The organism is Peribacillus sp. FSL M8-0224 (genome assembly GCF_038003055.1).
In the GTDB taxonomy this organism is placed as follows: Bacteria; Bacillota; Bacilli; order Bacillales; family DSM-1321; genus Peribacillus; species Peribacillus frigoritolerans.
The window spans coordinates 2,506,003-2,526,331 of the sequence record NZ_JBBOOJ010000001.1 but is presented as its reverse complement, the minus strand read 5'-3'; the positions used below and the strand labels follow the sequence as shown (position 1 = coordinate 2,526,331).

Sequence of the window (20,329 nt, the reverse complement as noted above, 5' to 3'; positions counted from 1 at the left end):
TTAGGCATTCCTAATTTTCTTCTTACTTTACGTCTTAGCTTATCAGATGCCATTTTTTTCTCTCCTTTTATAGGTATGCTCTATAAATATGAAAACATGAATCTATATGTAACCTAATAATTAATAAATGGGTGGCCTAAAATGCGGGATACATTTATTAAGTGTTGAAGTAAATGATGGAATTAGACTTATCTAAGTTTCTTTACAAAAAAAAACCGAGAGATTAATATCCCTCGGGTTTTTTAGTATTATACAGGGAAACGATCGCAATCTCCTACTTCAACCTCTAAACCTGGGTTAGCTACTTCTGTCAGAGCAATAGTGACACTTGTAGTTGCACCAGTTATTACAAGTGTAGCAGTATCTCCTAGAGGATCAATATCACCAAGAGTTAGTGTGAATGTTGCGTTTTCTGGTACACCTCCGGCTGGTGTTATAATACCGGTACCAGTTACAGTAAGCCCAGTAACTACTCCAGCAGCATTTGTAGCACATGTAGGCTGGTTAAAGTCTTTGGCTGTAAACGTGAAGCTTTGGTCAATATCAGCATCAGGTGTTCCAGTTGGAGTAGGGGTAGGTCCTAATGTATCGATGAAGGTAACTTGAATCCTGCTACCAGCAAGGGTACATTGGTCGCAAACCAGGGCAATCAAATCTAAGTTTCCTGTTGTTGGACCACCTAGACCGTCCTCAAATACAAGGATGGATGCTTCGCCATCGAATTCTGCTGCACCTTGGCAGTCGCAGTTCAATGTCGGGAAGAAGGTCGGGCATTGTTGAGGGAATCGTGGTGTTGGGCACACGAAGCCGTCTTCTTCAATTGGAATGACAGGACGTGGTCCACAGAACTTAGCCTCGACCTCTAGCTTAACCTCAGCCTCGACTTGAACATCTTTACACATGGTCACATCAAGTACAACCATATCACCAAGCATTTGATTTAAAACAACTGTACATTGAACATCGAAAATATTACAGTTGATTTCTGTTCCCTCTGGGAAACATAGGATTACTTCATCCATGAAACTAACAGGTACTACGAAATTACAACCTGGTAGTGGTTCTCCATTGCAAAAGAATTGAACGCGGATATGGACATGGAAGGCAAGGGAAACAATTTGGGCCCCTGGAACACTAGGAATGTTAGCTGGAATGGCTCCGATAAAATCACAGCTTCGTGTACCAACTACTTCCGAACAAGTAGCTGTTATTGTGTTACCATCATGACGTGCATCTTCGATTGCCGCAAAGCATTCCTCAGGTATTTGAACTTTATTGCGGTCACGATTTGTTAGAACAACCCAGTCATATACTTTAGTAACTCGAATACATTCAGGTCCGATGGGGTTCGGTACCACTTGTCGGCCCTGAATAGATTTGACGTTCCTTTTTTTCATTCAAACATCTTTCCCTTCAGTATCAGGTTTTGAACACATTAACATACTATGGGGATATCTTTTTATGGGTACATTTTTCTTAGAAAATGGGCTAATAAAATATTATGAATGTATAAATGTATATTTATATAATCAAAATTCTAATCATAAAATCTTAAAAGAAAGATTAGGAGGTGAATAGGTGTTGGCTATTGAATGGCTTGATTTTTTTATTTTAATATTGGCTACCTTCCGGTTAACTCATTTAATTGTATTTGACGATATCACTTCATTCATCAGAAAACCTTTTTTGACTGCCACCATCCAAGAAAATGCCTCTGGACAACTGGAGGAAATCATTGAAATAAAAGGATCGGGACTTCGTTATTTCATAGGTTCGCTTTTAAGTTGCTATTGGTGTGTAGGGTTTTGGTGTTCCGTCATTACTGTACTTATTTATTATTATTTACCTGCCGCTTTTCCACTCCTATTGGTCTTTGCTGTTGCGGGAGCTGCTGCTTTTATTGAATCTAAATCATGAAAGTATAATCGTGTAGGGTAAGACAATTAAAAGCATAATGAACTTTATGTATCGATATTCAGACTAATAGTATATGCTGAACATCATATAAATGCTTAATGGACAGAGAGGCTTATATATTTTTGGGTTTTAGATCAAAATCAATCCAAAACTGTTGTAGATTGATAGCAAGTACGAGGGGCATTACATTTTAATTTTAAGCATCAGGGAGCAAGCGATTGATTAAAATCCATTCAGATACGAATGGATTTTTTCTTATAATAATAGGAATTGATATGGAAATATAAATTTGGAGTAAAACTTCATTAACAATAGTTTACGGGTGATCCGATTATTATGTCATATGACGCCGAAGAAATCTTTAGCTAGTTCGATCCGCTGAAAATAGGAATAAAACCCTATTCTTAGAACACAGTTTCTCCTGCAAAAAATGTTAGAACTCCCCATACAAAAGATGAAGATAGATTAATATGTATGGGATTAAGCCAGGAAATGCTCAGGGAGGTACTTATCGCGACTTGAGTTTACTCGTCCTAAGGTGGCTGGGTTCTTATTAGAGGCATGAAGATAAATGAAGGCGAGTAAGCTAATGTAAACGTTATAAAAGTTGATAGCTTTTGGAGAGTATGTATCCGGAATAATCAATTTTCCATTTCGACAATTCGGTATTCTTTATTCAACGAATGGAGCGGATAGTTCAAGTACAGTTATTGAAGGTTAGTGGATTTTAAGTGAATATAACGAATTGGAGGAGGATTAATGAAAGCAATCTTGTACACCAAGTACGGTCCCCCTGACGTTCTTCATTTTAAAGAGGTAGAAAAACCGGATCCTAAGGAGAATGAAATACTGATAAAAGTAAAAGCGGCAACGGTAACAATGGGGGATATTCGGTCACGGAGCTTTACAGTTCCCCTCTCTGTTTGGCTGCCAGCTCGGATTATTATGGGATTAAGACGTCCCAAGAAAACCATATTGGGCTTGGAGTTATCTGGAGAAGTTGAGTCAGTGGGCAAAGATGTCAAGCTGTTTAAAGCAGGTGACCAGATTTTTGCAGCTTCCCAAGTGGGCTATGGTGCTTATGCCGAGTATAAGTGTTTGCGTGAAGACGGGCCGGTTTGCATAAAACCTAATAATATATCTTTTGAGGAAGCCGCAGCCATTCCAATCGGGGCACGTACAGCATTGTTTTATCTTAGAAAAGCTAACGTTCAGAGTGGTCAAAAGGTTCTTGTCTATGGTGCTTCAGGGAGTGTAGGAAGTTATGCAGTACAAATTGCCAAGTATTTCGGAGCAAAAGTTACAGGGGTTTGCAGTACCGCGAATGTAGAATTGGTAAAATCTCTTGGAGCCGATAAGGTCATTGATTACACTTCAGAGGATTTTTCCAGAGATGGTGAGACCTATGATGTTATCTTTGAAGCGGTAAACAAGAGTCCGTTTTCAGCTTGTATGAAATCGCTGAAGAAGGACGGAACCTATCTAAATGTCACTGTACCGGTACCTGGTGTTCGAATGCTCTGGACTAAATTGACAACCGGCAAGAAGCTGATATTGAGTCAAAATTCACCAGAAACTCCCGAAGCTCTAAACTTCCTCAAGGAACTTGTTGAAGCAGGAAAGTTAAAAGTGATCATTGACAGATGTTATGCGTTTGAAGAATTAGTTCAAGCCCATAGGTATGTAGAGAAAGGACACAAGAAGGGAAATGTCGTAATAACTATGGAACATAATGGGGAATCCTGATGGTGAAACAACGAAGCCCTTAAAAAGCTAAGGGGTGTGTTCTTAATTATAAGGCAGCCGGTTTATATGGAAGTATTGGGTACGGGTGTTATTGAGGTGCGCCGCTGGTACGAAATTATAGCAAAGGGAGTGGAAAAATGTTTCCGATTTTAGAAACAAAGCGGTTGGTCTTGAGAGAATTGGTTGAAGGTGATGCAGCAGATCTATTAAAATGTTTTTCCAATCCAGATGTATTAAGATATTATGGGCAAACTCCATTAACAAATACAGATCAGGTGAAGCAAATCATTAGGAATTTTTCAAAGAGTTTCGAAGAAAAACATGGAATTAAATGGGGAATTGAATGGAAAGGAAAGGAGGGCATTATTGGAACGATTGGATTTCAAGAATGGTCTCATGAACATAAAAGAGCAGAACTGAGCTATGCACTTTTTCCAAAATATTGGGGTAACGGTTATGCAACAGAAGCTGTCAGTAAGGTGATTTCTTATGGTTTTAAAGAGCTTGAATTAACGCGTATTGGAGCAATTGTTTTTATTGAAAATAAAGCATCCAACAAATTGTTGATTAATTTAGGTTTCAAAAAGGAAGGGATATTAAGAAATTATATGTACCAAAATGATGTTTCATTTGATACTAATCTATACTCTCTTTTACAGTAAATCCTTAATGATATGCCAAGGAATATTGAAAGGTTCACAGACAAAAAGTGGGGGGGGGTAACTGTTTTACGGGAATCAATAAATGAATATTCAGATATGTATTTAAAAATTCATTGTTTTCCTGTAAGATAACAATATATAAAAACCCTGTCGACTTACTTAGAAAACGTGAGGAAAATAGACATTATGGAATTCGAAAAAAGTGTTGAAAAAAGTTGGAGCAATCAACAAAACATAGGTTTAACAGCATATTTAAAGAAAATGAAGGGCGAAGCTAGAGAAAAGGATAGGATTGATTATATCGATTCCTTTGTTTCAGCTATAGGTGGGCTCATTGCTATAATCATTATTAGTTTTATAGCTGTCTATTTAGGGTATCCGATGGCATTAGCTCCTCTTGGGGCGAGCTGTGTCATTGTTTTTGGTGCGCATAAAAGTCTCTTGTCACAACCCCGTAATGTTATTGGAGGACATATAATCTCTACAACAATAGCTCTTATCATTTGGAGCATCTTTGGTAAAAGCTTATTCATTATCGGTCTCGTATTGGCCATTGTATTAATTATAATGACTTTTACAAAAACCGTTCACCCGCCCGCAGCAGCTAGTGCCCTTGTTTCGATCAATTCTCAAGCTGGTTGGGGATTCCTGACTTCAATTGTAATAGGTACTTTATTATTAGTTTTTATATCGATGATTTATAATAATTTATTTCAAACAAGACAATATCCAAAACACTGGTTATGAAAATTTATATCACATGCTTTTAATGTGACTGTTGTATGGCTCATCCCTTATTGTTCTAACTGCCTTACTTCAATAAGCGGGGAGCTGCTTTTTCTTACTATAAGAGTTAGAAGCCTTACTTACCATCTTATTACATAAAAATAACGTATGATAATGATTTACTAAAGCTTGATGGGCAGTGGTAAAATCCCAGTAAAAAAGGTGAATGTTCATGTCTGGAACAGTAATAGAAGATTCTTATCAAATCAGTTTGCAAAATATTCGCCATCACTCTCAGCATATCCATTTAGGAATTGAAATTCTTTTCGTAATCCGGGGAGAAGTCGAGGTCATGGTCAATCAAGATTCCTGGCATTTGGCGGAAAATGATCTCCTGCTAATTAATGCCAATGATGTCCATTCCGTAAAGGGGCATGAAGACAATGTGGTTCTATTGCTGCAAATTCCCCTTAATTCCATCGAGCAGCTTTATCAGGATATTCATGTGTGTTATTTCGACTGCCATTCATCCAAAGAGGATAATGGGTTATATCTTCTTTTTGATCAAATCCGTCAACTCTTGGCTGAAATTTTGATCGCACATTACCAAGAGCAGGATGGAAGTGTACTTGAAATCAACAGCCTGATATACAAGCTAGTTACACTCCTTATCCGGAATTTCAAAACCACACATCTCGGTCACAATCGATTTATTGAAATGAAGGATGATAGAATTAGGGACATCCTTACTTTTATTGAAAAAAATTATCGCAAACAGATGTCTTTGGAAGATATTGCTAAACGGCAATATTTATCACTTTACTATTTGTCCCGTTATTTCAAGCAGGCTGTTGGTGTCAGTTTTTCACAATATGTAAAGCAAACCCGTTTGAAATCAGCTGTTCATGAGCTATTATATACCGATCATAACATCATGAAAGTCTCGTTAAATAATGGTTTTCCTAATGTGAAAGCTTTTAACAAGGCTTTTAAGGAAATGTACAATCAAACACCTGCCGAATATCGAGGTCTTCATAAAAAAGAACCTTTCCAGGAAGTAAATAATATAAGCGAACAATATACCTTGGTGAATTCACCGCACTTTTTAATTGAATTGAGCAAGTATATTTCGCAAAAGGACCGAAATGTTACAGTGAAAGAATCGGGGAGTTCGACGGTTCATATCAACCTCCCGGAAGAACCTGTTCTTGTCCGGGATAAAGCCCAGCGATTACTGGTGATGGGACAGCTGGAATATGCCTTAAATGAAGAGGTCCAAGCAGAATTAAAGCTAATTCAGGAGCAGCTGCATTTTGAATATGCCTATTTCACGAACCTATTTTCCCCCTCGTTTACGATAATGGACCCGCTTTTGCAAATAGGGGGGCCATATTATAAGATTGATGCGTTATTTAACGAGTTTCAAAGACTGGGTTTAATTCCATTCATTAGTGTGGAATTTGAAAAGGAAGTCGTAAGCTGTCAGGATTATATAAAGATGTTAGATGAATTTTTACAGCATGCTGTCAGTTATTTTGGCGATGCCTTTGTCGGGAAATGGCAATTTGAATTGGTTTTCGCAAAGTGGGATCAAACAGCACGGACTTTTTATCAACAATACTTTCAAACTGTGAAAAAGAGGGCTTCCACCGCAAAAGTCGGAGTTCATGTGCCATTTTCCTTAGAAAAAGGATTATCAGTCCCTGTTACTGAATTTTTAAAGCAAATGGACCAAATTGATCTGGTGTGCTTTAGCTGCAATCCAAATGAACAAGTTGACTTTACCGATATGGATAACAGTTCCTTTAAGGGAGTAAAAGATCATATAAAGAAATCGTGTATGGAATTAAAAGCGAACCTTTCGTCAGCTGGCTTGGCTGGTACACCCATTTACCTGACAAACTGGAATACACTATACGGTAATACAGTAAATTTAAGCGGAACTTTTTTTCGATCAGCTCTCATTTTTAAAGACATGCTTGATGTTGTAAAAGAGATTTCCGGTTTGGGATTCTGGATTGATACCCATTCGTTAGAAAAAAGTAATATGGATAACGAAAATATTGCTATGAATGGAATTGCTCTCCTTTATTATTATCAAATAAAACGTCCGGCGTTTTTTAACATCCAATTAATCGCAAAAATTGGGCAAGAAATTTTAGCTGAAGGGGAGGACTTTGTACTGACGAAGGGGAAACAAGGGTACCAATTAGCAATTTATAACAATTCCTATGTTAATCCCACTTATTCTGTCGAAAGTTTCTTTTTGAGCTCTTTAACAAAGGAAAAGAAAATCATGATTTCAGGGTTGCCTTCTGGCACTTATCAAATTCGCAAATACATTCTCGATAGAAATAACGGTGCTTTTTACTTTAATTGGCTCAATCTCAATCAACAGTATATCTATGATCAAGAGATTATTACGTATCTTAAGCAGCGAGCCTATCCAGATTTGCAAATCTATGAGGAAAACATTGAATCGGAGCTCTTATTGCAATCCACCTTGACGTTAAATGCCATTCATCTCTTTGAAATTAGGCCATTAGGTTAAAACTTAATGGTCTTTTTTTGTTGTTTGATTAAGCGAAGTAATGAAAAAGGGCAAATGAAGGATATGTTTTCGACAATGATTGGAATGTTTTCAATAATTTAAAAATTTATAATAAAGGCAAGAAAGCGATTACATAAATATTATTTCGGAGGTAGCCTTTTATGTCTGTTTCTCAAGGAGCTATTAAAAAGCAAAGCGAAGCAAAACTTTCGGTATCTAAGGAAAAATATCCACGTGGAGTTTTGTTGACTACAGCTTTAATGGCTGGATATTCCATGATTTACATGGACAAAAACATGATTTCGACTGCAATTATCCCAATTGCAGAACAATTCCATTTAACAACAAGTCAAACCGGTTTGATAATGAGTTTATTTTTCTTGGGTTATTCGTTAATGCAGATACCCGGGGGATGGCTCGCAGATAGGATTGGCTATAAAAAGGTACTAATGCTTTCGCTTTCGCTCATTACGATATTTTCATTTGCATTTGGCCTTGCTGGAAGCTTATTGATGTTTATTTTGATTCGTTTCTTGGCTGGTATTGGCCATGCAGGCTATCCTCCAAGCTGTTCAAAAGGAATCGCCGAAAATTTCCCGAAAACAAGACGGACTTTTATTCAATCGCTCATTTTGTCAACGAGTGGAATTGGCGGAATTTTTGCTTTTGTAATCGGGGCACGGCTGATTGACTTAAATTGGCAATATGCCTACTATGCACTGGGGACATTTTTTGCCATTGCTTTACTTATGGTTGCTTTATTGGTACCTAATAGCCAACCAACTGCCAAAACGAAGATTGAAAAGAAACAAGTTAGTTTTAAGTCAGTGGTTTCTAATCGAAATGTAATTATTTTATTCGTTGCCATGCTGCTGGCGAATGTGGCTTTTTATGGAAATATGTCATGGCTGCCAACTTTCCTAAAGACAAAATTTGCACTATCCATTAGTACGGTTGGGATAATCCTGGCAGTGAACGCTATTGGAGGAACGTTAGCCTCCATATTTGCGGGAGTATTATTAACAAAATATTTTGCTGGCAAGGAAAAGTTACTGCTAATGTGCTGTTCAGTACTTTCATCCTTGTTGTTTCTTGGTTTAGTACTCTCAAATTCCTTGGCCCTTTCCATTGCTTTCTTATATGTGCTTACCTTTTTATTAACGACGATCTTTGTGGGAATTTTCTCTTGGCCGCACAAAATTTTGCCTGAGAATGTAATTGGGTCATCCATTGGGATCGTCAATACGGGGGGAACACTTGGGGGTTTTATTGCCCCAATGGCATTCGGTGCTTTAATTTCCATGGCAGGTGGCTCGTTTTCCATTGTATTTATCACCTTGGCAATAGCCGTTGTAATATGCGGTCTAGTGATACTTACCGTTAAAACTGAAAAATAATAGGAGGGAAAAAGATGTTAGATCAACTATTGCAAAAGCTTGAAGAGAAAAAAGAAAGAATGATAGAAATTCGCAGATATCTCCATCAACATCCTGAATTATCTTTTATAGAAGAAAAAACGTCGCAATACATTGCTGATTTTTATAAAGATAAGAATGTAAAAATACGGACAAATGTTGGCGGATATGGAGTGGTTGTGACAATCGAGGGCGGACTCCCTGGTAAAACAGTTGCCCTGCGTGCCGATTTTGATGGACTGCCAATTATGGAAGAGGCAGATGTACCATTTAAATCGAGCAATCCAGGTGTTATGCATGCATGCGGCCATGATGGACACACTGCCTATTTAATGATTTTAGCCGAAGCATTAATCGAAATGAAAGACCAATTAAGAGGAAACGTCGTTATCTTGCATCAGCCTGCGGAAGAAACGCCTCCAGGTGGAGCAATTGCCATGATTGAAGATGGATGTTTAGAAGGTGTGGATAGTATTTTCGGTATTCACCTCATGTCCCTATCGGTGACCGGGGAAGTCTGCTATCGTGCTGGAGAAATGCAGGCCGGGCGGTCATATTTCAAAGTGAAAATCCAAGGAAAAGGCGGACATGGTTCGATGCCCCATACAAGCAATGACAGTATTGTCGCAGCAAGCCACTTTGTTGTAGCAGCCCAGACGATCGTCAGTCGCCGAATCAATCCTTTTGATATGGCGACAGTAACGATTGGCTCGTTTGATGGAAAGGGATCATTCAATGTTATAAAGGACAGCGTGGAACTTGAAGGAGACGTTAGAACCATGTCCAGTGAAGTTCGTGCTACAGTGGAAACGGAATTCAAGCGAATTTTAGCGGGGCTTGCTCAAGAATTTGATATTACCTATGACTTAATATACTCACATGATTACCCTGTTTTAGTAAATGATAAAGCCATGACAGAACTGGTTGTAAATGGGATTGAAAAGGCCGGAATTCCTGAAATCAAAGCGTTAGTGGAAACGCCGCCAATGTCGGGATCGGAGGATTTTGCATACTATTTGCAGAAGATTCCCGGCAGTATGTTTTATGTTGGCGCAAAGCCGGATGTTGGTCCGGTTTATCCACACCATCATCCTAAATTCGTCATTAATGAAGACAGCCTGATCATCGCGGCAAAAGCAATGGCAGCTGTCGTTGCAGAATATTTTGGACAGAAGTAAACAAAAGGGGGGGATGGTCCTTATGCTTGCGGCGTGGGGACCTCCTTCTTGTAAAGGAGTGATCGGATGTCTTTCACTAATTTAAAAGAGTTAATAGAACTAGCGAAGAAGGAAAAATCAACTATTTCGGAATTAATGATCAAAACAGAGGTACAACAGAAAAGTTGTTCCAGGGAGACGATTTTCGAAAAAATGTCGGAACAATTTACAGTAATGGAGGAAGCTGTCCGCAGAGGTACAATAAGTCCAGTCATGTCGCGTACTGGTTTAACGGGCGGAGATGGAAACCGACTTCATCAGTATGCCCAAAATGGGAATTCCTTTGTCAATCCTAGGACATTGAATGCTGCAGCAAATGCGCTCGCTGTATCAGAAGTAAATGCTGCAATGGGGCGGATAGTGGCGACGCCAACAGCTGGGTCAGCGGGAATCTTGCCCGCTGTTCTTGTTCACGCCCTTGACAGCGGGAAATTTACCCGAAAGCAGATTGTCCAGTCAATATTCACTGCTTCTGCCCTCGGCTTAGTTGTTGCAAATAAAGCTTCGATATCAGGGGCAGCCGGCGGGTGCCAAGCTGAAATCGGTTCAGCAACCGCGATGGCGGCCGGCACCCTGGTGGAGCTTGCCGGTGGAACACCAATGCAAGTTGGTAACGCCGTCGGAATTGCTTTGAAAAATTCATTAGGATTGGTTTGTGACCCGGTTGCAGGGCTGGTGGAAATTCCGTGCATCATCCGCAACGGTTTACATGCAATTACCGCCCAAGCCGCAGCAGATATGGCTTTAGCCGGGATAGCCAGCGTCATCCCACCGGATGAAGTGATCCATGTGATGCATGAAGTCGGGCAGCAAATGCCAGAATCGTTGAGAGAAACCGGGATAGGCGGTCTTGCCGGAACTCCGACCGGGCAAAAATTAAAGAAGCAGATTCTAAACGGAAAAACTAGTGGCAGTGGGCCGGCAAAATACCAAAGTGCGTATGAAATCATCGGGCCCGTAATGGTTGGCCCTTCGAGTTCCCATACAGCCGGGGCTGTTCGGATCGGGAATATTGCCCGCCAGCTTTTAAATGAAAATCCAATATATGTAAAGTTCTCGCTGATGGGCTCTTTTGCCGAAACCTATCAAGGCCATGGTACAGACCTAGCTTTATTGGCCGGTGTTCTTGGGTTATCTACCATGGATGATGGTATTCCAAATGCAAAAAAAATTGCTGAGGAAAATGGCTTACAATATGAATTCACGAAAAGGGTGCTCGGAAGCTATCATCCGAATACCGTTCTCGTAGAATTGACAGGGGACGCACGTACTGTAAAGGTTTTGGCCAGCTCTTTAGGCGGTGGAAAAGTGGAGGTTCAGGAATTCGATGAATATCCATTTAAATTTTCAGGAGAACGGCCAACACTTGTGATTCGCCATTCCGATCAAAAAGGGGTTATTGCCGAATTATCGGATATTCTTTATCAAAAAGGGCTCAATATAGCCCGTATGGCCAATGAACGTTCCAAAATCAATGGTGCTGCCATAACGGTTTGTGAAATCGACAATATAATCGAAGACACTTTCTTATCTTTATTAAAAAGAGAGATTCCGATTATTGACGAAATTGTCTTGGTTCAAACTAAGTAGTTACCTGCAATCGTATTTTCGCTGATGCAAAAAAGCATGGTATGCGATTAAATTCATAAAAGGCATTCGGAATAAATTCTTTCCGAATGCCTTTTGTCAATAAACTGCATGGAATCGACTGTTATAGACGCTTTTTCTCTGTCAGGCCCCCTTTTATACCTATTAATAACGACCGGTGTTCGCAGAAATAATGAGAGTCCCACTTGATGAATAAATACCTGCTTTGGCCAAAGCATTATACGGATCTAAATTCCATAATTGTGCAGTATAACAGGACGTCTGACCTTTCATGATCCAACCGTTACCACCGGAACTGGCACAACTTGTAAATGCTCTCTTTGTCGTGCCATTAAAACTATCCACCAAAACATTTGCATAATAATCATACGGAGCAGCCGAATAAAACTTTAAGTATCCCCAAGCCGTATGACAATACGCACTTCCTTTTAGCTGAACATATCCAATTTTCACACCGTTTTTATAAATATATTCTGTTTCATAGGTGATTGGACTTTTATTCACACAGCCTGTCGAATAAGGATTTGTATTATCATAGGACAGGGCATACGTTTTATTCATGGGTGCAATCGCAAAAAACAGTCCAAAAACAGTCCAAAAACAAGTGTTACTGCCAACCCAATATTTAATAATTTTTTTATAATATTCTCTCCCCTTTCCTTCTTCTAGACTTTAACATACAAAAATTGGTGTTTCTATGCGATTTGGAATCATTTACCATCTGTATAAATTTTACCATTTTATGGGTATATACACAGTGAAAGGATAGTACCCCATTCCCATTAATGGAACGAATACGGGCCATAGGCCTTTTTTGATTTATTAATAGATAAATTACATTGTTCTTATATTTTATTAATAATGCAAAGGTAGTATTAATTGGTAATTACCTAAAAATTTAAAAATGAGGAGGATATTTGTCTTTTTGCAAAATGATTACATAATGTATGGGGCTAAACGATAAGTAGGAGGAATTGATTTTGAAAGCGAAAAATAAATTTGCTGCAATGTTGACAGTTGTAACGGTAGGATTAACAACTTCATTATCAAGTGTACAAGCATTCTCGGAATCTTCAAATTCAGAAAATAAACGTAAACCGGAGCTCGTTTTTCCTGTAATCAGTGATGTACATATTGATGATGGATCAACTGCTGATATGAACAAGTTTAGAACAGCCATGGATCAATTAAACAAAGCTGCGCCTAAACAGGATGCTTTTGTTGTCGTTGGGGATTTAACGGACTATGGATACGCTACTGAATATGATAAGTTCTTCTCCATTTATAATGAGAAGAAACAAGCTGATGTCCAATCCATGTTTACAATGGGAAACCATGATTATTGGAATGGACTTTCCGTTGAAAAAGCACAAGATCGTTTTCTCGAGAAATCTGGAATGGATTCCCTTTACTATCATAAAAAAGTAAATGGATATGATTTTATTACGTTAAGTCCCGAAAATGGTAATACGCATGGTTTATATTCTGTTAATCAAATAAACTGGCTGGGTGAAAAGTTAGCTGCAGCAGAAAAAGAGAATCCGGACCAACCAATCTTTGTTTTTCTTCATCAACACATTAAAGACACTGTATATGGAAGTGACTTGTGGGGGACTCAGGAAAACAAAGAACTTTTATATGATACATTAAAGAAACATCCACAAGTTATTACTTTTTCAGGCCATTCTCATTATCCACTTGAAGACCCCAGAACGATTCATCAAAAAGACTTTACGTCTGTTGGCACGTCTTCTGTAAGTTATTTGGAATTGGAACCGGGCAAACTTCAAGGGTTTCATCCAGAAGGATATCGTGATATTAGTCAAGGAATGATTGTAGAAGTTTATAATAATGAAGTTATCATTAAAAAACGTGACTTTCATAAAGACGATTGGACAGGAAAACCATGGGTAATAAAAAATCCTTCTAAAAAAAATAAATTTAAATATACAGACGACCGAGATCAGTTGCCACCGTCTTTTGCAGGTAAAGACAAGGCTTCGATTGTAAAAGAAAAATCGACACTAAGAAGTTTAAATGTGACATTTCCACAGGCAAAAGATAACTTGCTCGTACATTCTTATCACATAACGGCCAAAAACAAGGTAACAGGGGAACTAGACGCAGATTTCACCGCATTCTCTGAATTCTATCATGATCCTGTGCCCAAGAATTTAGAGTTCCCTGTAGCCGGACTTAAGCCAGGTACAGATTATGAAATTAAGGTACAAGCACTGGATTCATTTAACAATAGCAGTAAAAAGGTGTTACTGGCTGATGGTCAGACAAAAGCACTGGAAATGGTCTCTGCACAAGCTTCTCCTTCTTTAGTAACGACAGGTGAATCGACTACACTCCAAGTGAAGATGAAAAACTTTGGAAATGATAGTGTAAAAGGAAAAATTAAAGTTGATGCACCTGAAGGGTGGAGTGTGGAGCACAATGAACTTGAATATGAGCTTTCAGGATCTGAAGAAAAGAATTTGCCAATAAAAGCTATACCTAGTAAAGAAAGTTCCGGTTCTTCACAATTCACGATTACTGCTTACGAGGGAGGCCAAATAATTGGCTCCAAGAATATAAATATATTCGTCAACATGATGCTTGGAGAAAGTTTTGACCAATTGGACTCTGCATTAAAGCCAGCAGTGAATGAAAACATTCCAAGTTCCATTCTCGGTTGGAGCCATACAGCTCCTAACGGCTGGTCGGTTACAAATAGCTCGAATATGCCAGCTGGTACAGAGGAGTGGCAAGGGTGGAGCTTCACAACAAAGGAATTTTGGACAAAAGCGGAAGACCAAGATCGTAGCAAATTTGAACTTGGACAAGGTGTTATAGCAGTAGCGGATCCTGATGAATGGGATGATAACGGTTCACCAGCATCAAAAGGCTTTTTTGATAGTACATTAACTTCCCCTTCTGTAAAAGTTGAGGGTGCAAAAGATCTATACGTAGGATTTGCTTCTCACTATAAACAAGAAGGAACACAAACAGCTGAAGTAACTGCTGTCTTTGATAATGGGGAAAAACAACAAGTTCTCGTTTATGATAATAAAGCAGCTTCGGATAATAAAAATGGACATGTTTTGAATAAGTATGAAGTTAAATCGATTAAGGTTCCTGAAGATGCATCTTCTATGAAATTACAATGGAGAATGCATAATGCGAAAAATAATTGGTTTTGGTCGATTGACGATATTAGATTGGATGACCAAATGATCGTCTCGCCAAATTAATGAGAAGAACAGGTGAACTTTTCTTGAAATTTGTAAAAAGCGGACTTTCCTTAAGGGGAAGTTCGCTTTTTTCTATGTCTCACAAATCGGGACAAATAGTAAACTAATAAACCTTCATGATCTTTTCCGTGTGCTTGATAAAGGTTTCGCCTAATTAATTTCGTATCTAATGATAAATACTGAAGTGCAGCTATATATAATTCTTGGATAATTTATAAATAATATCATTATTATAAAAGGTGTTTAAAAAATATTTTAACAAAAAACAAGCTTAGACGGGACCCCGCTAGATGCTTGCGTCGAGGAAGCTTGATAGACAGTCGGCGAAAAGGCGCTAATTTCGTAAATCATCTGAAACTTTCATAAATTAAAAAACCACAGGTAAACTAAATAAAGACTTGGTTATACAGCATGATTTTTAATTGTTTAATACTGAAAACCCAATGGGATTGAAGAAATATGCGACACTCCTGCCGAAAAACTGGCTAGCCGAGACGGCGGAATGGGAGCGGATTTCTGAAATCAAGTTGTAACGTTTTCTCGCTCTTCATGGTTCTTATTATTTTATGAAACCTCAAAAAATTGAAGAAATATGCGTCACCTCTGCCTAATAATTGGCTATTCGATACCCCGCTAGATGTTTGCGGCGAGGAGGTTTGACAGACAGTAGGCGGTAAGGAAGCGGATTTTAGCATTTAGTTTTTCAAATAAAAAAATATAGATCTAAAATAGAATAGGATTTTTTCCAAGTATTTTAGAAAATTTTAAGATTTGTGTGATATGTTTTTTTAAGTTCTAAGAAAATTATTCATGGAAATGCAGGAACAGCAGATAAACGGTGAACTCTTCTATAAAAGAGAAAACGGGAGATCGATACGGGGTGAAAATATTTGTCAATAAAAATGAGGTTTCTGTTGTCCTATGTTGGCGTAATTCTTATTTCCATCACTTTATTTTTAGCAGCTGGATTTTTACTTATTTTTGCAATAACAGGTGATGTAAAATCGATAGAGCATCTATATAAAAACTCTTATCTCCAAAAACCTTTGACTGCAGCAGAAGAAAGTGTGTTTCTCGATTTAAAGCTTTTGGCAAAAAATAACCCTGAACAGCTTCTGAACGAAGAGCAGCTGAAGAATATTGAACATGTAGATATTGAGATTGTCGTTAGAAAAGTTAATGACATTGAGTATGCGTCCCCCGCACTTGATAAGCTAGGCTTGGTTCAATCACTTCCCATGTTCGAAGAAACGAACATCAATACACGGGACACAATCAAAATGAAAGACTCTTTTTTCACTTATGTGAAGTTTGATTTTTATTTTTCGGATAAAAGTGAAGGAAGCATTTTTGTCATGAGAAAGGCAAGTTCCTATGCCGAGCTGATTCGGGAGTCATTTCCTATTTTATTCGCCCTATTGTTATTACTGTTGGTAATGATTATTGGACTTTTAAATTATTTAGTTTCAAGAAGCATCATCAAACCTATCTCAATACTTAAAGAGGGAGCGGAGCGGATAAAATCAGGAGATTTAAACTTTGAAATCAAAGCGGCTTCGAATGATGAAATCGGACAATTGAATAGGGAATTTGAGGAAATGAGAAAAAAGTTAAAAGAGTCCGTAAACCTTCAGCTTCAGTATGAGGAAAATCGCAAAGAACTTCTTTCCAATATTTCTCATGATTTGAAGACACCCATCACTTCGATTATGGGATATGTTGAGGGGATAAAAGACGGAGTAGCAAACACCCCACAGAAAATGGATAAGTATTTATCTACGGTATACCTAAAAGCAAGGGATATGGATTCATTGATTGATGAATTGTTTTTATTTTCAAAGTTGGATTTAAAAAAGGAACTATTCACTTTTGAGACGGTCAGAATGGATAAATATTTGAAAGACTACGTAGAAGAGCTTCAACTGGATTTACTTCAACAAGGAATCCAAATTGAACTTCAACAGCTGAATAAACCGATATACGTGTCTGCGGATAGAGAGAAACTGAAACGCGTATTGGCCAACCTGATCAGCAATTGTGTAAAGTATATGAATAAAGATGAAAAACACATTTCCATTTCTCTGCATGAAGGACTATATGATGTAGTAGTACAAGTAACAGATAATGGCTATGGAATAGAATCTTCCGCTTTGCCTTATATTTTTAACCGCTTTTATCGGGCTGAGCAATCTAGGAATTCCCTGACAGGTGGAAGTGGTTTAGGACTTGCAATCGCAAAAAAAATTATCGACGAGCATGGAGGAGATATCTGGGCTACCAGTGAGATAGGAAAAGGTACAAGTGTATTCTTTTCCATAAAGAAAGGTGAGGAAATGTGAAAAAGATATTACTTATTGAAGACGAAGTCAGTATTGCTGAATTACAAAGAGACTATTTGGAAATTAGTGATTTTAGTGTCGATATTCAACACACTGGTGATGCAGGTCTCCAACAGGCCCTTCAAGGAAATTATCATTTAATCATTTTGGACATCATGCTTCCGGGGTTAAATGGCTTTGAGATATGCAAACAAATACGTGCTGTCAAAAATATTCCGATTTTGCTTGTATCTGCGAAAAAGGAAGATATTGATAAAATTCGGGGGCTTGGACTAGGAGCGGATGATTATATTACAAAGCCCTTTAGTCCAAGTGAACTAGTTGCAAGAGTGAAAGCGCACTTAGCGCGTTATGAACGTTTATCAGGAAGTCACCCCAAATCTAATTCAATCTATGTCCATGGAATTTCAATAGATAAGTCAGCACGCAGGGTTCACATAAACGGGGAGGTGGTCCCGTTTACAACAAAGGAATTCGATACTTTAGTGTTTTTTGTCATGCATCCTAATCAAGTATTAAGTAAAGAGCAGCTCTATGAAAATATTTGGGGATTGGAATCGGCTGCGGATGTTTCGACTGTCACTGTCCATATCAGGAAACTACGTGAAAAAATTGAAAGAAATCCTGCACATCCAAAATTTTTGGAAACTGTTTGGGGAGCGGGGTATCGCTTTAATGTTTAAATAGTATATTTTATGACCCGTCACGAAGGTGACGGGATTTTTTTATAAAACCTTAAGAAACTTTATGAATAAGTTAATCAATTTTTAAGAAATTTTTTAGAGGGAGTTTAAGATTAAGCACTAATATAATGGAGACGGATCGGTAACTAAAAAATATAAGGGAGAAAAATACTCATGCTACCTCAAACACATTTATAGCACAAGTCATTTTTGGTGCATCAAGATGACGGAAAATCCATTTGGGCAGATGAAAGGATGGTGTGTTTCATGTGGAGACGGCTAACGATTGTCATCGGATGCCTATTCATCCTTCAAGGGTGTGCCTTAGATAGCGAAAGAGAGCCAAATAAACAACATAAGGAGTCAGGAAAGGGAATGAATGAATTACTGATTCAAGCAGTAGAACGAAAAGAAACGGAGAGATTAAGGAGTTTGATTGAGGAAGGTGCAGATATTAATACACAGGACTCGGCAGGGCGAACCGCCACTATGATTGCGACTTATAACAACGATGCAGAGTCAGCAAAAATCCTTATTGAAGCGGGTGCAGACGTCAACATTCAAGATGACATGAAAAATAGCCCCTTCTTGTATGCCGGTGCTGAAGGTTATCTAGAAATACTTAAACTTGCGATTGAAGCAGGTGCCGACCCGTCCATAACCAACCGTTATGGAGGAACGGCTTTAATCCCTGCTTCGGAACATGGATATGTAGAGGTTATTAAAGAACTCCTAACTAAAACTGATATTAATGTGAATCATGTAAATGATCTTGGTTGGACAGCTTTGCTAGAAGCTATCATTTTGAATGATGGTGATGGAAAACAGCAGCGAACAGTGCAATTGTTAATAGATCATGGTGCAGGTGTCAACATTCCTGATAATAATAATATTACCCCTTTACAACATGCCCGCGAAAAAGGATTTAAAGAGATTGAACAAATTTTATTAACAGCAGGAGCAAAATAACCAGATTGCGATACTTTCAATTTGTAATGTCAATCGCACCGCTAATAAATTAAAATCACAATTAAGATATGAGGAGACGAAAAAATGAACAAAAAAGCAAAAATTTCATCATCTTTACTACTTGGATTAACATTGGCCCTAACAGGATGTAACACAAACGCACAAGACAGTCATAGTGCACTGGGGCAGGAACAAACTGCCAAAGAAAGTAAACAAGAAAATAAGTTAACAGCAGGCCAGGAATTGACTAAAATTCTTAGCGGCACGAATTGGCAAGGTACAAAAGTTTATGATAAGAATAATAATGACTTAACAAAGGAGAATGCTAACTTTATTGGTCTCGCAAAATATGACGATGAAACATCCAGATATGAATTTTTTGATAAAAATACAAAAGAAAGTCGTGGTGATAAGGGAACTTTCTTTATTACCAATGGGAAGATGCGAGTGTTAATTTCAGAATCGATGGGTTACCAGGCCGTTGTTGAAATAACAGAACTGAATAAGGATATGTTTACTTATAAAAGAATGGGTAAAGATGCTAATGGAAATGACGTAGAAGTGTTTGTTGAACATATTCCTTATACGGAAACAGAACTTTCCTTTACAGATCCAGACAAAAATTTGGAAACTTACACAGGGGACGTAGAAACAGATGTTGATGGAGATAAAATTTTATCAAGCACCCCATGGCAAGGAACAGTGGCATTGGATGAAAAGGGAAATGATGTATCAAGCTATAACTCGAATTATTTAGGTCTTGCAAAATATGATGATAAAACAAATAAGTATGAATTTTTTGATGCTAAAACCGGTGAGAGCCGTGGTGATTACGGCTATTACGATGTTGTTCACGGAAATAAGATAAGAGCACATGTTTCACTAGGGGAAAATAAATATGGCGCAGTTCTTGAACTTACAGAGCTTAATGAAAATAAATTCACTTATAAACGAATCGGTAAAGATAAAGAGGGAAAAGATATAACGATAACAGTGGAACATATACCTTATGAAGGTGATTTGAAACTAAAATCAACTAAGTAAAATAGTAAGAAAGGGATTTTGCATGAATAGCAAAATCCCTTTCTTGATATAGTAATAGAGTGGTGGTTAGAGATGTTTAAGCGTTAAACCGTTGTTTCCAGGTCATTAGCGAGCTTTACCATTGAGGAGGTGGAGAAGGAAATGTCCTCCATGGATTTCGCTTGTTGATCGGTTGATTGTGCCACTTGCTTTGAAGCCACTGCCGTTTCCCTT

15 protein-coding genes are annotated in these 20,329 nt (G+C 38.1%); 13 read left to right on the top strand and 2 right to left on the bottom strand.

Translation table 11 applies throughout. The features are described 5' to 3' along the window. Positions 1 to 248: 248 nt before the first annotated feature. Positions 249 to 908 (bottom strand): hypothetical protein, encoded by a 660-nt coding sequence (locus MKX49_RS12085; protein ID WP_340876585.1) that lies wholly within the window; start codon positions 906 to 908, stop codon positions 249 to 251. A gap of 670 nt (positions 909 to 1,578) precedes the next feature. Between MKX49_RS12085 and MKX49_RS12080 the strand changes: the two genes are divergently transcribed. From MKX49_RS12080 to sdaAA, 8 genes are all read left to right on the top strand, one after another. Next, positions 1,579 to 1,917 carry a DUF1360 domain-containing protein gene (locus MKX49_RS12080; RefSeq protein ID WP_063576068.1) on the top strand — a complete coding sequence of 113 codons (339 nt, stop codon included), beginning with the start codon at positions 1,579 to 1,581 and terminating at the stop codon, positions 1,915 to 1,917. A gap of 759 nt (positions 1,918 to 2,676) precedes the next feature. Continuing rightward, positions 2,677 to 3,663, top strand: coding sequence for an NAD(P)-dependent alcohol dehydrogenase (locus MKX49_RS12075; protein ID WP_340876584.1), 987 nt, complete (start codon positions 2,677 to 2,679; stop codon positions 3,661 to 3,663). Between the two features lie 137 nt (positions 3,664 to 3,800). Then, positions 3,801 to 4,325 carry a GNAT family N-acetyltransferase gene (locus tag MKX49_RS12070; RefSeq protein ID WP_095395816.1) on the top strand — a complete coding sequence of 175 codons (525 nt, stop codon included), beginning with the start codon at positions 3,801 to 3,803 and terminating at the stop codon, positions 4,323 to 4,325. A gap of 186 nt (positions 4,326 to 4,511) precedes the next feature. After that, the gene (locus MKX49_RS12065; RefSeq protein ID WP_034307163.1) at positions 4,512 to 5,072 is read left to right on the top strand and encodes an HPP family protein; all 561 of its coding nucleotides are present in this window, start codon (positions 4,512 to 4,514) and stop codon (positions 5,070 to 5,072) included. A gap of 211 nt (positions 5,073 to 5,283) precedes the next feature. Continuing rightward, the gene (locus MKX49_RS12060; RefSeq protein WP_340876583.1) at positions 5,284 to 7,602 is read left to right on the top strand and encodes a helix-turn-helix domain-containing protein; all 2,319 of its coding nucleotides are present in this window, start codon (positions 5,284 to 5,286) and stop codon (positions 7,600 to 7,602) included. A 161-nt stretch (positions 7,603 to 7,763) separates the two neighbouring features. Further along, positions 7,764 to 8,999, top strand: coding sequence for an MFS transporter (locus MKX49_RS12055; protein ID WP_340876582.1), 1,236 nt, complete (start codon positions 7,764 to 7,766; stop codon positions 8,997 to 8,999). A gap of 14 nt (positions 9,000 to 9,013) precedes the next feature. Further along, the gene (locus MKX49_RS12050) at positions 9,014 to 10,195 is read left to right on the top strand and encodes an amidohydrolase (protein WP_340876581.1); all 1,182 of its coding nucleotides are present in this window, start codon (positions 9,014 to 9,016) and stop codon (positions 10,193 to 10,195) included. Positions 10,196 to 10,261: 66 nt separating this feature from the next. Then, positions 10,262 to 11,824 (top strand): L-serine ammonia-lyase, iron-sulfur-dependent, subunit alpha, encoded by a 1,563-nt coding sequence (sdaAA, locus tag MKX49_RS28415; protein WP_445670123.1) that lies wholly within the window; start codon positions 10,262 to 10,264, stop codon positions 11,822 to 11,824. A 162-nt stretch (positions 11,825 to 11,986) separates the two neighbouring features. On the opposite strand, the gene MKX49_RS12035 is transcribed toward sdaAA, so the two are convergent. Next, positions 11,987 to 12,403 (bottom strand): DUF2690 domain-containing protein, encoded by a 417-nt coding sequence (locus MKX49_RS12035; protein ID WP_340876580.1) that lies wholly within the window; start codon positions 12,401 to 12,403, stop codon positions 11,987 to 11,989. Between the two features lie 419 nt (positions 12,404 to 12,822). Here MKX49_RS12035 and MKX49_RS12030 point away from each other — a divergent pair, with 419 nt between their 5' ends. From MKX49_RS12030 to MKX49_RS12010, 5 genes are all read left to right on the top strand, one after another. Further along, positions 12,823 to 15,081 carry a metallophosphoesterase gene (locus MKX49_RS12030; protein ID WP_340876579.1) on the top strand — a complete coding sequence of 753 codons (2,259 nt, stop codon included), beginning with the start codon at positions 12,823 to 12,825 and terminating at the stop codon, positions 15,079 to 15,081. Positions 15,082 to 15,971: 890 nt separating this feature from the next. Next, positions 15,972 to 17,420 carry a sensor histidine kinase gene (locus MKX49_RS12025; RefSeq protein ID WP_340876578.1) on the top strand — a complete coding sequence of 483 codons (1,449 nt, stop codon included), beginning with the start codon at positions 15,972 to 15,974 and terminating at the stop codon, positions 17,418 to 17,420. Further along, positions 17,417 to 18,103 carry a response regulator transcription factor gene (locus tag MKX49_RS12020; protein WP_034307161.1) on the top strand — a complete coding sequence of 229 codons (687 nt, stop codon included), beginning with the start codon at positions 17,417 to 17,419 and terminating at the stop codon, positions 18,101 to 18,103. Before MKX49_RS12025 ends, MKX49_RS12020 begins: the two co-directional genes overlap by 4 nt. 267 nt (positions 18,104 to 18,370) lie before the next feature. After that, positions 18,371 to 19,072 (top strand): ankyrin repeat domain-containing protein, encoded by a 702-nt coding sequence (locus MKX49_RS12015; RefSeq protein WP_323597198.1) that lies wholly within the window; start codon positions 18,371 to 18,373, stop codon positions 19,070 to 19,072. 84 nt (positions 19,073 to 19,156) lie between these two features. Further along, complete coding sequence (locus tag MKX49_RS12010) at positions 19,157 to 20,116, top strand: DUF4822 domain-containing protein (protein ID WP_340876577.1); 960 nt, start codon at positions 19,157 to 19,159, stop codon at positions 20,114 to 20,116. Positions 20,117 to 20,329 lie beyond the last annotated feature (213 nt).

Excerpts from the sequence above, each read along its gene's own strand:
- MKX49_RS12075 (WP_340876584.1), top strand. The coding sequence starts at position 2,677 with ATGAAAGCAATCTTGTACACCAAGTACGGTCCCCCTGACGTTCTTCAT.
- MKX49_RS12070 (WP_095395816.1), top strand. The coding sequence starts at position 3,801 with ATGTTTCCGATTTTAGAAACAAAGCGGTTGGTCTTGAGAGAATTGGTT.
- MKX49_RS12065 (WP_034307163.1), top strand. The coding sequence starts at position 4,512 with ATGGAATTCGAAAAAAGTGTTGAAAAAAGTTGGAGCAATCAACAAAAC.
- MKX49_RS12060 (WP_340876583.1), top strand. The coding sequence starts at position 5,284 with ATGTCTGGAACAGTAATAGAAGATTCTTATCAAATCAGTTTGCAAAAT.
- MKX49_RS12055 (WP_340876582.1), top strand. The coding sequence starts at position 7,764 with ATGTCTGTTTCTCAAGGAGCTATTAAAAAGCAAAGCGAAGCAAAACTT.
- MKX49_RS12050 (WP_340876581.1), top strand. The coding sequence starts at position 9,014 with ATGTTAGATCAACTATTGCAAAAGCTTGAAGAGAAAAAAGAAAGAATG.
- sdaAA (WP_445670123.1), top strand. The coding sequence starts at position 10,262 with ATGTCTTTCACTAATTTAAAAGAGTTAATAGAACTAGCGAAGAAGGAA.
- MKX49_RS12035 (WP_340876580.1), bottom strand. The coding sequence starts at position 12,403 with ATGAATAAAACGTATGCCCTGTCCTATGATAATACAAATCCTTATTCG.
- MKX49_RS12015 (WP_323597198.1), top strand. The coding sequence starts at position 18,371 with ATGTGGAGACGGCTAACGATTGTCATCGGATGCCTATTCATCCTTCAA.
- MKX49_RS12010 (WP_340876577.1), top strand. The coding sequence starts at position 19,157 with ATGAACAAAAAAGCAAAAATTTCATCATCTTTACTACTTGGATTAACA.